Origin of the sequence: Bacillus sp. FH (genome assembly GCF_052216825.1) — a bacterium.
Lineage (GTDB): Bacteria > Bacillota > Bacilli > Bacillales > Bacillaceae_G > Bacillus_A > Bacillus_A paranthracis.
In genome coordinates this window covers 740,370-756,562 of record NZ_JBQOUU010000001.1, presented here as the reverse complement: position 1 = coordinate 756,562, position 16,193 = coordinate 740,370, and the positions used below count along the sequence as shown (strand labels likewise).

General features: G+C 33.5%; 15 protein-coding genes and 2 pseudogenes. 8 read left to right on the top strand and 9 right to left on the bottom strand.

What is annotated here, in order from left to right; all coding sequences use genetic code 11:
* The first annotated feature begins 3 nt into the window (after window positions 1-3).
* Window positions 4-531 (top strand): GrpB family protein, encoded by a 528-nt coding sequence (locus ACTT1L_RS04125; protein ID WP_000813605.1) that lies wholly within the window; start codon window positions 4-6, stop codon window positions 529-531.
* Between the two features lie 134 nt (window positions 532-665).
* Window positions 666-1,265, top strand: coding sequence for an FMN-binding negative transcriptional regulator (locus ACTT1L_RS04120; RefSeq protein ID WP_242302210.1), 600 nt, complete (start codon window positions 666-668; stop codon window positions 1,263-1,265).
* An 81-nt stretch (window positions 1,266-1,346) separates the two neighbouring features.
* On the opposite strand, the gene ACTT1L_RS04115 is transcribed toward ACTT1L_RS04120, so the two are convergent.
* The 5 genes from ACTT1L_RS04115 to ACTT1L_RS04095 all read right to left on the bottom strand — a co-directional run bounded on the left by ACTT1L_RS04115 (window position 1,347) and on the right by ACTT1L_RS04095 (window position 5,983).
* Entirely contained in the window at window positions 1,347-1,484 is a 138-nt protein-coding gene (locus tag ACTT1L_RS04115) for a Phr family secreted Rap phosphatase inhibitor (RefSeq protein WP_071741755.1), read from the bottom strand.
* Window positions 1,484-2,578, bottom strand: a complete 1,095-nt coding sequence (locus tag ACTT1L_RS04110) for a response regulator aspartate phosphatase (RefSeq protein WP_061131706.1) — start codon at window positions 2,576-2,578, stop codon at window positions 1,484-1,486. The genes ACTT1L_RS04115 and ACTT1L_RS04110 overlap by 1 nt, the downstream gene beginning before the upstream one ends.
* A 256-nt stretch (window positions 2,579-2,834) precedes the next feature.
* Window positions 2,835-4,301 (bottom strand): protein adenylyltransferase SelO, encoded by a 1,467-nt coding sequence (locus tag ACTT1L_RS04105; RefSeq protein WP_000164891.1) that lies wholly within the window; start codon window positions 4,299-4,301, stop codon window positions 2,835-2,837.
* A gap of 179 nt (window positions 4,302-4,480) precedes the next feature.
* A complete protein-coding gene (locus ACTT1L_RS04100; RefSeq protein ID WP_000646405.1) occupies window positions 4,481-5,479 on the bottom strand; it encodes an NADP-dependent oxidoreductase in 999 nt (332 codons plus the stop codon).
* A 108-nt stretch (window positions 5,480-5,587) separates the two neighbouring features.
* Window positions 5,588-5,983, bottom strand: coding sequence for an ArsR/SmtB family transcription factor (locus ACTT1L_RS04095; protein WP_001041183.1), 396 nt, complete (start codon window positions 5,981-5,983; stop codon window positions 5,588-5,590).
* A gap of 475 nt (window positions 5,984-6,458) precedes the next feature.
* Here ACTT1L_RS04095 and ACTT1L_RS04090 point away from each other — a divergent pair, with 475 nt between their 5' ends.
* The 4 genes and pseudogenes from ACTT1L_RS04090 to ACTT1L_RS04075 all read left to right on the top strand — a co-directional run bounded on the left by ACTT1L_RS04090 (window position 6,459) and on the right by ACTT1L_RS04075 (window position 10,966).
* Window positions 6,459-8,078 (top strand): FAD-dependent oxidoreductase, encoded by a 1,620-nt coding sequence (locus ACTT1L_RS04090; protein WP_262718322.1) that lies wholly within the window; start codon window positions 6,459-6,461, stop codon window positions 8,076-8,078.
* A 217-nt stretch (window positions 8,079-8,295) separates the two neighbouring features.
* Window positions 8,296-8,712 (top strand): annotated as a pseudogene (locus ACTT1L_RS04085) (type VII secretion protein); the annotation flags it as partial.
* Window positions 8,700-9,491 (top strand): hypothetical protein, encoded by a 792-nt coding sequence (locus tag ACTT1L_RS04080; RefSeq protein ID WP_050541425.1) that lies wholly within the window; start codon window positions 8,700-8,702, stop codon window positions 9,489-9,491. The pseudogene ACTT1L_RS04085 and the gene ACTT1L_RS04080, both read left to right, overlap by 13 nt.
* Before the next feature lie 530 nt (window positions 9,492-10,021).
* Complete coding sequence (locus ACTT1L_RS04075; protein ID WP_074543562.1) at window positions 10,022-10,966, top strand: glycerophosphodiester phosphodiesterase; 945 nt, start codon at window positions 10,022-10,024, stop codon at window positions 10,964-10,966.
* A 43-nt stretch (window positions 10,967-11,009) separates the two neighbouring features.
* Here ACTT1L_RS04075 and ACTT1L_RS04070 read toward each other — a convergent pair whose 3' ends face one another.
* The 3 genes from ACTT1L_RS04070 to ACTT1L_RS04060 all read right to left on the bottom strand — a co-directional run bounded on the left by ACTT1L_RS04070 (window position 11,010) and on the right by ACTT1L_RS04060 (window position 13,134).
* Window positions 11,010-11,687: a YdcF family protein gene (locus tag ACTT1L_RS04070; RefSeq protein ID WP_061131711.1), complete on the bottom strand. Its 678-nt coding sequence runs from the start codon at window positions 11,685-11,687 to the stop codon at window positions 11,010-11,012.
* 93 nt (window positions 11,688-11,780) lie between these two features.
* Window positions 11,781-12,290 (bottom strand): DUF3916 domain-containing protein, encoded by a 510-nt coding sequence (locus tag ACTT1L_RS04065; RefSeq protein ID WP_061131712.1) that lies wholly within the window; start codon window positions 12,288-12,290, stop codon window positions 11,781-11,783.
* Window positions 12,283-13,134 carry a LysR family transcriptional regulator gene (locus ACTT1L_RS04060; protein ID WP_061131713.1) on the bottom strand — a complete coding sequence of 284 codons (852 nt, stop codon included), beginning with the start codon at window positions 13,132-13,134 and terminating at the stop codon, window positions 12,283-12,285. Before ACTT1L_RS04060 ends, ACTT1L_RS04065 begins: the two co-directional genes overlap by 8 nt.
* A 106-nt stretch (window positions 13,135-13,240) precedes the next feature.
* Between ACTT1L_RS04060 and ACTT1L_RS04055 the strand changes: the two genes are divergently transcribed.
* Complete coding sequence (locus ACTT1L_RS04055) at window positions 13,241-14,461, top strand: MFS transporter (protein WP_139339226.1); 1,221 nt, start codon at window positions 13,241-13,243, stop codon at window positions 14,459-14,461.
* Window positions 14,462-14,560: 99 nt separating this feature from the next.
* Here ACTT1L_RS04055 and ACTT1L_RS04050 read toward each other — a convergent pair.
* A pseudogene (locus ACTT1L_RS04050) lies at window positions 14,561-14,770 on the bottom strand (hypothetical protein).
* Between the two features lie 258 nt (window positions 14,771-15,028).
* Between ACTT1L_RS04050 and ACTT1L_RS04045 the strand changes: the two are divergent.
* Complete coding sequence (locus ACTT1L_RS04045) at window positions 15,029-16,162, top strand: serine hydrolase domain-containing protein (protein WP_000915219.1); 1,134 nt, start codon at window positions 15,029-15,031, stop codon at window positions 16,160-16,162.
* Window positions 16,163-16,193: the final 31 nt, after the last annotated feature.

The window sequence follows — 16,193 nt, the reverse complement described above, 5'->3', positions numbered from 1 at the left end:
ACTTTGAAACAGAGAATTACTATCGAAGAGTATAACATCAAATGGGAAAGTGAATTTAATAAGTTACAAACTCTCATTAACGATGTAATGGAAGACAGTATTTTATCCATTGAACATGTTGGGAGTACATCTATTAAAGGACTTGCAGCAAAACCAATATTAGATATTGATATCATAATAGAAGATTATGGGTTTTTTCCTAAAGTAGTAACAAAGCTAGAAGCGATAGGATACTATCATCAGGCAGAATGGAGCTACAAAGGGAGAGAGGCGTTTGGCAGAAAGGACGCTTTCGTTCCGTGGGACGGAGAAAGTACAGATTGGATGGAACATCATTTGTATGTGTGTGATAAAGAAAGTGAAGAGCTAAGAAGACATATAGCGTTTCGGGATTATCTTCGTGAACATGAAGGTGTTGCTGTTGAATATGGACGTTTAAAGAAAGAATTAGCAAGAGAATCGAAAAATAGAGCGGGTTATAGTGAAGGTAAGACGGCATTTATTACAAATATATTAGAAAAAATAAACTAAGGTCGCATTGAGTATATGCGGCCTATTCTTTTTTAATTGAGAGCTGCCATTGTAAAAGAAATACAAACTGGCCCTGTTGAATGCTACGATACTTAAATATAATGAGAAATAAAAGATCGGAAAAGAGGGAACTTATGTATATACCAAAATATTTCGCAATACAAGATGAAGAAATGAAGTACGAAATAATGGAACAAAATAGCTTTGCAACGTTATTTTCTCAACATAATGGGGAACCATATGCAACGCATTTACCATTGTTATTAAATAGGGAGACCCTTACTTTACATGGTCACTTTGCACGGCCGAATGAACAGTGGAAAGATATTGGGAATCAGCAAGTACTAGCTATATTTCAAGGACCACATAGTTACATCTCTCCGTCATGGTATGAAACAAACAATGCAGTACCAACATGGAATTACGTTGCAGTGCATGTATATGGTGAATTAGAAATTGTTGAAGATGAACAGGAATTAATAGACTCTCTTCAAGAGTTAGTACATAAGTATGAAGATCCGGAGAGCACCTACTCACTTAATGATGTAGACCCGAATTATATGGGAGGATTAAGTAAGGGAATAGTGGGCTTTAAAATAAAGATAAATAAAATAGAAGGAAAAGCGAAGTTAAGTCAAAATCATTCTGTGGAGAGACGGAATTTAGTTGTGGAGGAACTTGAGAAAGTTGGTAGTGAGGGGAGTAGGGGGATTGCAGGGTTGATGAACGATTAACGATTAACGATTATATAAAGGATATGTGCGTTTAATTTATATAAATTAAAAATTCGTGCTAATAATTAGCACGAATTTTTGTTATGCTTGTTTAAGCCCGTATGCTGGAGACCATGTATCGCCTTTATTTAAGGCTACATCTTTGGAATTATGACTAAATCCAAAACTCAAAATTAATGTCAATGCTACTGCCGATAGTGCTAAACCAATTTTTTTCATTATTTTAACGCCCCTTTAGCTAATGATTTTTTACGTGCTTGATTGCTTAAATAAAAATATTTACTTGCTTTGAAGTGATTTTCTTCTGCATAAAACTTATTTGCTATTCTTTCTGTATACTCTTCGATGCATTCCCATAACTCTTCTGTTTCGAAATAAGAAACTCCTGCTAAAACTACTTTTTCTATTTCAATTGTATTTGATTCTTTACAAAGCTCGTCTAAGATTTTAAATCGATATTGATATTCTTTAATTTCTAGTTTGTTACAGACGGATAAACCTCTTTCAATAAATTGAGATGCAGATTCTTTTTCACCTAATTTCAAATATTCATCTGCTTGCAGATAAAGAGCTTTAAAATGATTCGGCATACTTTCAGTAACTTCGGATAGATGACGAATTGCTAAAGAAGAAAGATTTTGATTTGCGTACAGTAAACCAATATTATTTCTTGTACGTAAAAGTAATGATTTTTCGCCTTTCTTTTTAAGAATATCGATAGCGGAGTTAAAACTTTCTTCAGCTTGTTCATATTGTCTTAAATCTAGACAAGATAGCCCGAAAACATTGTCACATGCAGCTAAATTAACTTCATATCCTGAGTGTGTAGAGAAAACTTTTTTAGCTTTTTGTATATAGTTGATTGCTAATAATGGGTTGTATATTTGGTAATAAAAAGAGGCGATACGATAATTGAATTCAGCAAGTTCTAATTCTTCAGGTACATATTTTAAAAGTTTTTCAGCTTTCTCGAAGTGATTTTTAGCTTCATTATAGTCTGCAAGAATGGTGCTATGAATGGCTTTAAAGAAGTGATAATAATAAGCAAGACAATTATTTTCGGGTACTGGATAAATATCAATTTTATTAAAAGCATCTTTAGTAATATTTAAACCATCCGTTAAAACTTCATATCTAAAATTAAAAAGTGAATAATACAATAGTAGATTAGTATCTTTTTCAGAACTAGAGATTTTATCCTCAATATCATTTTTAATCTTTGTTGCTTGAATAGTTTGATGTTTCAATATTACTCTATACCAATCATTAAATAATTTCGTAATTTGTTCATTACCTTGTAGTTGAACGTTCATGAAATCCCCTCGCTTTTTGAATATTCTTATAAAATATAGTATCAAAAATAACAATATTTAGAAATACGATTTTTATTTCTCAATATTTGTTTAACAAACTTTTCAGTAAGCCGATTGGAATAGTATTAATTTGTTTTGGAGTAAAGAAAAGGTGTCGGGGGAGGGGGCATTTTAAATTTCTAGTTGAGAGGTGAAAATATAAAAAAGGGTGCGTTCACACAATTTGTATGAACACACCTTTTTACAGATTAAACAATCAAGTCCCACAAAAAGTACGATAAGGGCGATTCGTAGGCGCAGGTGGAAGGCAGTATTCTTCTTGATCTGTAGAATATGCATAAGGATTTGCTAGAGCTTCAAGAAGTTTTTCCATTACGCTATAGTCGCCATTTGTGACAGCGGCTTCTAGTGCTTCTTCTACGCGATGGTTTCTTGGGATGATTGATGGGTTATTATTTTTCATCATTTCGTAGGCATTTTCTTTCGATTCATCTTGTTTTTCTAATCGAGATTGCCACAGTTTGTACCATTCTTTAAATTCAGGGCTATCGAATAGAGGGGTATTTTCTAACGTATTAAGAGTTAATGAACGGAATGTATTTGTGTAATCCGCTTTAAATTTCTCCATCATTTTTAAAAGTTGCTCAATAAGTGATTGATCTTGTTCTTCGTTGCTAAATAGTCCTAATTTCTTTTTCATTCCAAGGAACCACTGGTTTTCATACTGTACGCTAAATTTTGAAATTTCGTCTTGAGCAATCTTTAATGCTTCTTCTTCATCTTCGTGTAGGATTGGTATTAAAGATTCAGCTAGTCGCGCGAGATCCCATGCGGCCATATATGGTTGATTTCCATATGCGTAGCGACCTTGTGTATCAATGGAGCTAAATACAGTTCCTTGGTCGTAATTGTCCATAAATGCACAAGGGCCGTAGTCAATCGTTTCACCGCTAATCGTTATATTGTCAGTGTTCATTACGCCGTGAATAAATCCAACAAGTTGCCATTTTGCGATAAGACTTGCTTGTCTTTTAATGACTTCTTGTAGCAATGCAGTATATCGGTTTTCATGATCTTCAATTTCTGGATAATGTCTTTTTATTGTATAGTCAGCTAGCGATTGAAGATCCTCGATAGAACCGCGAGCTGCAGCATATTGAAATGTGCCGACGCGTATATGGCTGCTTGCTACTCTAGTTAAAATAGCTCCAGGTAACTTTGTTTCACGATATGTTGGTTCGCCTGTTGTGACAACTGCTAAACTGCGGGTAGTTGGAATATCAAGTGCATACATTGCTTCGCTAATAATATATTCACGTAGCATTGGACCGAGTGCAGCACGACCATCACCGCGGCGTGAATACGGAGTAGGACCAGAACCTTTCAGTTGAATGTCAAAACGTTTACCTGAAGGAGTCATTTGTTCACCAATTAAAAGAGCACGACCGTCGCCTAACATATTAAAATGTCCGAATTGATGACCGGCATATGCTTGTGCTAATGGACGAGCTCCTTCTGGGAGTGCATTACCAGCGAAAATAGCGATTTCGGCTTCCTTCTTCAATTCTTCAGGATTAAAGCCAAGAGATATCGCAAGTGAATGGTTTAGCTTAACTAACTCCGGTGAACTTACGGGAGTAGGGGGGATTTCTGTATAAAATGATTGTGGTAAAGTCGTATAACTATGGTCTAAATTCCAACCAGCTTCATTATTTTTAGTCATTTTATCTCCTCCTTGTTTATTTTTTTTATTATGTATTTGTACGTATGTATTCTTTGTAAAATTAGCTAAAAGTATAATATGATATTTCCCCTTGCAATCTATTGTAAGGACTTCACTGCACTATGTCTATTTAACAGTAAATATAAAAACTCCATTTGAAGAAAATGGAGTCTTTATTATTATTTCATTTTTACAATTATTTTTCCTTTTGCTCTTCCGGCCTCTGAATATTCCATTGCTTTTTGCGCATCTTCAAAAGGGAAAACTCGATCGATTACAGGTTTGATTTTTCCGGCTTCAATATAGTTTGCGATAGTACGTAATTGATCTCCGCTTGGCTTCATAAATAAAAATGAATATTGAGCATTATGCTTTTTTTCAAGTGCAGTAAGTTTTTTACTTGCTAATGAAAATAAGAATGTTTTAAAAAATCCAGAACCAAATTCTTTACCGAAACGAGCGTTTGGCATTCCTGAAACGGAAACAATGTTGCCGCCGCTTTTTATAATATTGAATGATTTTTCAAGTGTTGTACCACCAATGGTATCAAATACTGCATCATAATCTTTTAGTATTTCTTCAAATTTTTCTGTTTTGTAATTAATAATTTGATCTGCTCCAAGAGACTTTACTAAATCGGAACCAGCTTCACTAGCAGTTGTTGTAACGGTAGCACCCATTATTTTTGCTAACTGAATTGCGAAAGTACCAACACCACCAGATCCAGCGTGAATTAAAATCTTTTGATCTTTTTGTAATTGCATAATGTCATGTAATGCTTGATAGGATGTTAAGCCAACAAGTGGAATTGAAGCAGCTTCTTCAAAACTTAAATTTTTCGGTTTTAAAGCTATGTCATCTTCATGAATGGCTATATACTCCGCAAAAGTACCAATCTTATTTTTTCTTGGACGTGCATATATTTCATCGCCGACTTTAAAACGAGTTACTTTTGATCCAACCTTTATGATGACACCAGCAAAGTCATTCCCAAGGATTAGGGGCATTTCATATTTAAGTAACACCTTTACTTTTCCATCGCGTATTTTAAAATCAATTGGGTTAATACTAGCTGCATGAATTTCTGCGAGCACTTCATGCTCATTTATTTCAGGAATAGGTACCTCGGCCATACGCATTGGGACTTTTCCGTACTTATCAATTATCATCGCTTTCATTTCTTATACCTCCAAATTTCAATAAAGTGAAACTTTAATCAGTGGGGGTTCTTCATCTCCCACTGATTATTAGTTGAACCAATCGGACTTTTACGGGCAGTTGATCCCCTATCTAAATTCTTTACTTTCGCTGAATTCTGAGGTGGGGGTCTTACTGCCCGTTAAAGTGGGATAAAAGTTGTGCAATAGCTTTTCGATATCTAATACAAGATTTTTTAATAAACTTAATTTTGTACGTATATCAATATAATAAAAGTTTTTTGTACCTTCTTTTCGCATTAAAATAATACCGGCTTCTCGTAAAATTCTAAGGTGATGTGATACCGCTGGTCGAGAAAGGTGTGTTTGTTTCGTAATTTCACCTACACGTAATCCTGTTTGACATTCCGTTTCCATGAGAACTAACAAAATAGCTTGACGTGTTTCATCGCCAATTGCTAATAATACTTTTTGAGAATCAATAAAATCTTTTTTTATAACATTTAATTGTTCTTGTTTATTCATTTCAATTACTTTACCTCCTGCTAATGAGTCGAAAGGTTTAAGATGATGGACCATTACTTCGATACGGTAATGCTACATGATTGTTGTATGAGCTGCAATATTGGGAAAGAAAATCGAGACGAATGAAATTTTATGAGTTGAAAATGGTAGGAGATAGAAAAGGCTTAATAATACGTTGTTTACAGATGAGGATGGTTAAGTCATTGCACAAAAAATTAAGCGGTCGTAACCCTATATAATTTATTGGGTTACGACCGCTTATCATGTTTTTATTATTTTGAAGTGAGTTGTTTCGTTTTACTCTTTCATACATGCATAATTCAAGCAGATTATAGATGTATGAAAAAGTAAAAGTAATTTGGGGCGTAATCTATCTATATGATAATTTAAAATGAAATATAAGTCTATATCTTTGTTGTTTTTTTGATTATATTTATGTCACTGAGCTCAGAACAATGATGTGGAGGATAAGTATATGGAATTGAATTATGTACCAGTTTTAATTGTTGGAGGGGGATTATCAGGATTAGCGTCTGCGTTATTCCTTGCAAAACATAATATTGAATACTTGCTTATTGAAAGGCATCCGTCTACTGCCATTCATCCGAAAGCAGGTGGAATCACTTTTCGTACGATGGAGTTATTTCGAGAATTAGGTTTAGAACAAAGAATTAGATCAGCGGGTAAAACATTAGAAAATTGCCGAGGAAGAATAGCTGTTCATACAATAGCTGAGGCGAATCAGGAAGAATTCGCACAATTGAGGGTGACTCAGTATGGAAACGATGAAAAATTACTTCGAAAAGTAAAAGAGATTAGTCCATCAAAACAAACTGCTTGTTATCAAATTACTTTAGAAGAGATGATGTTACAAGAAGCGAGAACATTAGGCGGAGAATTATCTTTTTATCATGAATTGGTTTCTTATGAACAAAATGAGCAAGGAGTAATCGCAACGATTCGAAATCGTGAAACGGAAAAAGAGAGCGTTGTTCATTGTGACTACGTAATTGCAGCGGATGGAGCGAAAAGTAAAATACGTGAGCAGCTAGGGATTAGTACCGAGGGCCGTGGAACAATTGGTGGTTATTATATGAATATTTATTTTGAAGCGGATTTAAGTGAATTTATACAAGGAGATGCATTTGGTTTTACTATGGTACTTCATCCTGAAGTTCTTGGTGCGCTTATTCCAGTTGATAACGAAAGAAGATGGATTTACCATGTATCCTACGATCCATTAAAAGGAGAGCAACCAGAAGATTTCACTATAGAACGTTGTAAACAAATTATTCAAACCGCAATAGGAAGTACAAATGTTGAGTCAGAAATAGTAAGTGTTTTACCGTGGGAAGCGACTGAAAGTACTGCTACAAAATTTCAAGATAATCGCATTTTTTTAGTTGGTGATTCTGCACATATTATGCCGCCAACAGGAGGGTTTGGTTCCAATACAGGAATACAAGACGCACACAATCTAGCCTGGAAATTAGCGGCTGTTATAAAAGGAAAGGCAAAACCAAAATTGTTAGAAACATATCATGAAGAGAGATATCCTGTTGCAAAATTAACGACAGATTATGCGAGTAGTTTACTGTTTCGTGCTGCGAATAGAGAAGAAGGTATTTTAAATAATATGGACGGTTTAGCTGTTACAGTTGGATATCAGTATTGTTCAGAAGCGATTATAGATGACTCAGTCACTCCACATAGAATGGATAGCGTAGAGTTGAACGGGAGACCTGGAACGCGAGCGCCACACTTTTGGGGGATGTATAAAGGGAAAGAAGCTTCTATATTAGACTTATTTGGTAACAATTTTGTATTACTTACTGGAGTAGACAATAGCTCTTGGGCTGAAGCTGTATTTGATGTTTCATCTAAATTAGGAATAAATATTAAACTGTATCGAGTAGGTGGAAGTGGAGACTTTATTGCTCAAGAAAATGTTTTTCGTGAATTATATAGGATAGAGAATGGAGGAGCTGTATTAATTAGACCAGATGGCTTTATAGGATGGCGTTTGGCAAAAGCAGTGGTAAATCCAGATGTAATGCTGGAAGAGGTAATGGGTAATTTATTATGTGATTTTTAAGTAACTACGGAAGTATTGTCTTATATAGGACGATACTTCTATTTTTTTAGCTTACAAAATAAAGATTGTGTAGTGAAGAGACATTACTATTATAAAAATATATGTAAATTAATTCCCTTTATTTTTTGTTGTTAGAATTTTTTTAGTTTTTAGTTATAAGTGTTGGCAATTACTAGATTGAATCATTTTTTTATTGTATTATATTTCCTAGAGGTTACAGACTACATTACCTTTAGCCGAAGTAAAGCAAAAAAATGATGTAAAAAGACATGTTTTATCACCAAAAGAATTTTTTAAAGGTTCATTGAAATTAAAAACAAATGCTTTAGGTTATGCAGCTGTAGGATGGGATGTAATTAATGATACAAAGGAAAATATTGAAAATAAAGCGTCAAAAACTAAGCTAGCTGGTGATATTATTGGTGATGCAGCAATTGGGGGACCAATTGGAACTGTAGTTGGGGCCGGAATTGGCTTTGGTGTTTTTATCGGGATAAGTTGGTTAACAGATGGAATCAAATTTAACAAAGGTGATTGGAATCATGATGGCAAACAGGATTCGGTAAAAGATAGAGTTAAATCAGGAATTGGAAATGTATTAGATAAAATTTTTAAATTTTTATGGGGTGTATAATGGACAAATATAATGGCAACAGCATAGATGATTGTATGCGGATATTAATACCATTTGATATAAGAAATATTGTAGGGGCCTTTGTGTGGGTTATCATGAATTTTATGCTACTCATCATTTTATTCATATTTCCACCGTACAATATATACTCTTACGTAGCTTTACCATTTTATGTGATATGTAATCTATGGGGAATTTGGGTTTCTATTCATAAGCCTCGGCAGCCTCAATTGCAACATTTATTATATTCTGGATTTGTTGCGTTAAGTATTTCATTTTGTAGTTTTATAGCTGTGCAAAAGTTAGCTTACGAATTCGTAGAAATAGAATCTCCTTTATTTTTTATTCTATCGCTTATTGCATATAGTTTAATTGTTTATAAATCTGAATTATTCTGGATTAAATATTTTACAGCTCGCTTAAGGGGGATCACTGATCAAGATGTGAAAATCTCTAAAATTGTATATTTTTCGGGTTTAGGTTATATGATTGGTCAAGTTAGTATTGGAATTTTGAGCCAAAAAGCTATGGCGATTGTGCTAATCGTTATTTTTTCATTTATTTCAGTTGTTTTCCTAGCGCTAAGTACACATTTGTATTTTTACTTTGATTTCAAAAAACAAGGTATTACTTCGCGACATTTAAAAGAATTATATTTTCAAAAGAAGCCTAAACTGTCAAGGAAGGAAAGGAGACAATCCGTGGCTGCTTTGGGACATGTAAATATACCACATTCTCAAAAGAAACCTAAACTTGCAAGAAAGGATATACGAAATTAAGAATTTGTAATTAAGTAAAGCCTAGATTTACGTAAATATCATGTCAAATGACAATAGAATTTTATCTTGTATGAATTGAAATTAAAGAAGTTAGATAGGAATCGGGCTGTTCGGAAAAATTCGATGTGTTCAAATACTAATTAGTATAAGATAGATATATAACTTATACTGATTAAAGCTTTACCGTACTGAAAAAATAATATTCACAAATATTAATAGGTTTGGTATGATTAATTTCGACAAGTTAATCGAGGCCGGAGATATTTGAGATAAGCCATAAATTTATTTAAGGATACAGAAGTGTCCTCTAAATAATTTATGGCTTTTTTTATTGATGAAATGTAATCAATAGGAAGTTACATGTGAATAGGGGGATATGGAAAATAAATAGTATAGTAATAACATAGGGGAATTATATTTGTAAGATTGGAATTTTAATATAAACTTATAAAAATGATGAAAGTATATCTTCTATTTCGTGTAAATCTCATTAACTTGTTGAAATTTGTAACGTAGGAAGGGTTAGAAGGATGAGAAAAATTATTAGCGTTTTAGTTATCTTCTTTATGACGGGAAGTATCTTTGCTGGGGGAGCTGTTCATGCGAAAGCAGAAGGAAAGCATGAGTGGAATAAGAATAAGTTTTTAAATATTGCACATCGCGGAGCAAGTGGACATGCACCTGAGCATACTTTTGCTTCTTATGATTTAGTGAAAAAAATGAAAGCGGATTATTTGGAGTTAGATATTCAATTAACTAAGGACGGCCAGTTGATTGCAATGCATGATACGGCAGTTGATCGCACGACAAATGGTACAGGTGAAGTACGAGATAAAACATTAAGTGAAATAAAGAGTTTAGATGCAGGATCGTGGTTCAATAAAGCGTATCCAGAAAAGGCTAAGCAAGAGTACGTTGGTCAAAAAGTTCCGACTCTTGAAGAAATTTTCCAAAAGTACGGAAGAAGCATGAAGTATTACATTGAAACAAAATCACCAGATGTGTATCCAGGAATGGAAGAGAAATTATTAGCTTTATTAGAAAAATATAATTTAATAGGTCAAAACATGTCTTCTAGCCGTGTGATGATTCAATCATTTAGTAAAGATAGTTTAACAAAGATTCATAGTATGAATGAAAATATTCCGTTAGTTCAACTGCTTTGGTATTATCCAAATGAAAACAATGAGATTGTTGAATGGTCTGCTATTACACATGAACCGAAACATGTAACGAATGAAGATTTTCAAGAAATTAAAAAGTATGCAGTTGGTATTGGACCAAACTTACGTAATGATAACGGAGAATTAATTATTGATGAGTCATATATGAAAATAGCTAGAAATAATGGACTGCTAATTCATCCTTATACAATTAATGAGAAACCAGATATGAGATTGTTAATAAAATGGGGTGCTACAGGAATGTTTACAAATTATCCTGATCGATTACATAGTGTGTTAAAAGAAAAATAAATAGGAGAAAAGGTATACCGACATTTTGGTATACCTTTTTTTATTATGCTAGATTATAGTAATAGGATACATATTCTTCTAAACCTTCAACCTCATTTTCAGGTGGCTCAATGCCGCCCTTTCTACCGTAGCAAACATTTCTCAAGTATTCTCCAAAAATCATAGAGCGACTTTTTTCATTTTCCATCCAATTATATCTATTAATGATAAACTCACCATCGAAACTTGTATCAAATGTATATGGGATACAAGTAATAGTTTTAGGTAAATGTTTTTTTAATACTCGATATTGCCGACCAGCGCCTAAACTTTTGCAAACAAATAGTAGCTGATTAATCTTTGTAAAATCAAAAATCTTTTTCGCTTCCATTACATTAGCGATAGAATGGAGGGAGTTTTTCTCGAATAGGATAGCATCTTTTGGTACGCCATGTTCAAGTAATTTATTTACAATTACTTCTGCATCTGACAAATCCCCGTAATTCCAGCTCGGATGTTTCATGCCATGTAAACTAGTACCACCTGTAACGATAATTTTATTTCCTAAACCTTGTCGATAAGCTTCTAGAGGAGCTTGCCAATTGCCAGGGTGTGAACCGCCGAAAACGAATATTGCATCACATTTTTGTGGTGTTATTTCTTTTAGAAAAGTGATTTCTGTAATTTGATCGATTTGTTTTTTCGTAAGAGTAGGGACATCAGGATATTTAGGTATTACCATTTGAAAACCTCCTATATAATAAAATGACAAATTCATTATATAGCGATTTTAATAAGTGGAAAAAGGGAAGCTTTTCATTTGAAAGTACCCCTTTTAAGATAACTCTCCAATAAACCAAATCTCTTTTTTATCGATTGTATCTTCATCATAAATGACTTCTTGAAAGTGAAACAGTTGGGCAGTAGGGCGAATTGAAATTCCCCATGTTTCCCAAAAATTAATTTCATTTGAAAGAGGGATCCATGTTTGAAATTCATTATTTCTATTGAAAAAATTTTGAAAGTAGTCATCGTTTTTAAATACGATAATTTGCGATCTCCATAAATTTTCTATAGAAATTATAGTAACAACTCGATATGTATGTGTATCATTCGGTTTTATTTTTATTAAATGATTCACTCGATCTATTAAGGTTTGTATACATAATCGTTTTACTTTTCTAGGTGTTTTATGAGACTCGATAAAAGCTTGAGAAACTGGTAAAGGCATATACCAATATTCATCGTTATAGAAAGTAGAAGGGAATATTTTTGTATGTTCCTCAATGCGTTTAATCATAGTGTTTGTTTTTCGTTTCATCCCACGTATTTTCTTTTCATGCATTGTGAGTCATCTCCATAAATTTTTGTAATGCAGCTGAGCGAAATATATCGTTTCTAGTAATGAAAGTAGTAGGAACCTTTTTGAAGCTATTTGGTAAAGGGTTGAATGATACGTCATGTTCATGTCCCTTTAAAATTGATTTCATCATAATCGCTACGCCTATATTTGATTTTACACATGCAAGTATCGCTTCGATTGTTCCGAATTCTAATACTCGTTTAGGCGAGATGTCTTCTTCTTGAAGCCAGTCTTCTAATAAACTTCTATAATAGCACCCGTGACTAAAAGCGAGTAAATTCATATCTTCTATGTCTGTAAGAGAGGATAAAGGTTTTTTACTAATGAGAACCAATTCTTCTTCATGAAATACAGTTGTATGGAGTTTATTATGCTGAGTAGAGCCAGCTATAAACGCTCCGTCTAGTTTTCGCTCTAATACAAGCTTAATTAGTTGTTCAGTTGTATTTGTTTCCAAAATCAATTCGACTTCTGGGTACCTCTCATAGTAGGCCGTTAATATAGAGGGAAGCCTTACCGCAGTTGTAGATTCTGTACATCCAATTTTTAAAGTACCTTTAGGATCAGTTCCATTACTTTGAACCGCTTTTATAGATTGATCCATTAAGTGGATAATTTGTTTGGCGTACGTTAATAAAATCTCACCGTTAGAAGTTAAAGTTACACCTTTTCCGTTTCTGTAAAATAAAGGAACACCTAATTCATTTTCTAGTTGTTTCATACGCATCGTTACGCCTGATTGCACATAGTTCAAATTTTTCGCTGCGTGAGAAATATTATTTTCCTTCGCGACTTCGTAAAATACAGTTAAATCTTTTATGTCCACGTATCATCCCTCCGAAAAGGTATCAATTTTTTTGATGGATTATATGACGAATCTTTATTTTATATGATATCAGAACTTTCATACAATGGAAGGGGGAGGGATTATTATGTTGATTGAAGAAAGGGTGAATAGTACTTATAAATGGGTTATGTTAATTGTTGCGACGATTGCTCAAACCACAGCGACACTTATAACGTATGGTGTCGGGGTTTTCGCTTTATTTTGGAAAGAAGAATATGCACTTACGAATACGGAGAGTGGATTATTAGTAAGCGTTGTAAATGTTGGACCGTTATTTTGTATGCTTTTTGTCGGTCGGCTACTTGATCAATATAATGAAAAAATATTAATTTCTATCAGTTCATTTTTGCTAGGGAGTTCGCTTTTACTGACTAATATAGTAAATGGATTTAATGGGTTATTATTTGTACTTTTATTAATAGGAATGTTTTATAGTGTTTCCCAGCCAGGAGGAAGTAAAGTGATTTTAAAATGGTTCCGAAAAGAAAATCGCGGATTAGCGATGGGAATAAGGCAAGCGGGTATACCGATTGGTGGCGCGTTAGCGGGAGTGTTAATCCCGTTTCTTACAGTACAATATAATATGACTTACGCGATCAATAGTATCGCATGCATTTGTATAATGGGAGGAGTATTATTTTTTGTGTTTTATAAAGAGCCATATGTTCAGGAGGAAGCGAGGACAGGACATAATAACATTTCCTTTTGGATGGAGCTAAAAGTAGTGATATGCAAAAAAGAGTTGTATCCAATTTATATAACGGGTATTTGCATGATTTCATTACAAATGGTGTTAGTTGGACACTTCATGAAATTTTTAGCAGGGGAACAATCGATTACATCTATTGTAGCCGGAACAGTATTTTCAGTTATGTTCTTTTCTGGAATGATTGGTCGTATTGCATTAGCAGCTATTAGTGATGTGTTGTATAAGGGGAATCGGCGTATACCTTTATTTATAGCTGTCTGCGCTTCTATCGGCTTGATTTTATTGTTAGTAATGAATATACATACAATAATGAGTGGAGTCTTGTATAGTGTAAGTGCATTGTTAGGATTCTTTTCAATTGGATGGTTTAGTCTTTTTATAGCCGAAGTTGCTGAATTGGCAAGTGAAGAATCTGTAGGAATAACAGTGAGTGTAGCACTTACATTAAATCAAATTGCTATTATTGTTGCACCTGTTTTATTTGGTTATATTGTGGATGAGAAAGGGTATGCGTATGCGTGGTTATGTATAGTAGTATTGTTAAGTATCTCGGCAGTCAGTTTATATAGAAAAAACAAGAAAATAAAAGAAAGTTAGCAATGTAAATTTTTTATGAAGAAAATATAAAGAAATGCCGAGTGAGCGACATTTCTTTTTTTATTTGTTGTATAATCAAAGTATAAATGAGATTCATTTTCAATGAAGTTCATTGCCTGTAATTTTAGCTATAATGATTTGTTTTTCTTTATCGTTATTTACATGATTTATTTTGTTTGAAAATTTTTAGTATCATTTCCTTTTAAAGTTGTAATCTATTTTACTTAATATTAAATTATAACTATATTTTATTGTAGGATAATGAAACGTCATATCATCTAAACGATTGTTTTTATCTGTGTTTTTCATCTTAACAACTCCGTTTCTTATCTTGTGTAACAAATGTTACATAAGATGTTGAAATTATAGTAGGGTGCATCCGATTGTATGGTGGAAATTTTGCGAGAAAGAAATACAATAGAGAGTAGCCGAAAACTGAATATGAGAAAAAGGAATCTAGTTCATTTAGGTGAATAATAGGTAGTATTATAAAAAATTTAAAAATTAATAGATATAGAATAGAATGGATGCGCGTTAAGTGAAACTATATAAAAGAGGGTTCCTATTATGCTAAAGAAATGGTTAATCGTTTTCTTTGTTTTTGCTATTTTTTGTGGGAGTGTCGTTGCACTAATACATGCAAATAAAGGTAAGAAATATGATATAAAGGCATTTTCTAATTTAAATAGTAAGCAAAAGGACGATATGCAAGAAGTTGATGCAACTGAGAAAAAACGCTATGAAGCTGTAGCTGGAAAACTAGATCAATATTTAAAAGATAAAGGATTTAATGGGAGCGTTCTTGTAGCTAGTAAAGATCATGTGATTTTACGAAAAGGTTATGGATATGCGAATGTGAAAGATAAAGTAGTAACAACGCCAAGAACGAAATATCGTATTGGTTCTATTACGAAAACGGTCGTTGCAATATCTATTATGCAGCTAAAAGAAAAAGGGAAATTAAATATTGAAGACAATGTAAATAAGTATATCCCATCGTTTCCAGCAGATAAAAACATTACGTTACGAAATCTATTAACACACACATCTGGCTTGCCAGATCAAGGACAAGGTAGGGTGGATGCAGGGTCACGTTTAAAGTTAGTAACGTGGATTGGAGCGCAAAAATTGCAATTTCCTGCAGGGACAGGCTGGAAATATACAGACTATAATTATATGGTGCTTGCATATATTGTAGAAAAAATTACGAATAAACCGCTCGCTGAATACGTGAAAGAAAATATTTTTACTTCTGCTGGCATGTATGAATCTGGAATGGGGGCGACTCTCCCAGAAGATATTTTTTTAGCAGAAGGTTATACGAGAAAAGATAATGAATTAATAGCTGCCCCCCGCTTAAAAATGAACTGGTTGTATGGGTGTGGTGAAATGTATACAACTGTTGAAGATATGAAAAGATTAGATGAGGCAATAATGGATGGAAAGCTGTTATCTAAACAAAGTGTATTAGATATGTTTACTGCATCACCTGCAAGAAAATATGGATTTAGTTTCTATACGTATCCAGATTATTATCATAACCACGGGGTATTAGCAGGCTGGAATACTTTTAATAATTTTAACTGGGATAAAAAAACATTCGTCATATTGTTCTCTAACGTTCAAAATGGTATGAATGATACATTTAATCAAGAGTTTAGGAAAATGGCGAATGATTTAATAGAAGGAAACGGAGCATGAAAGAGAAAGAGCCTCTAGCGAGAGGCTCTTC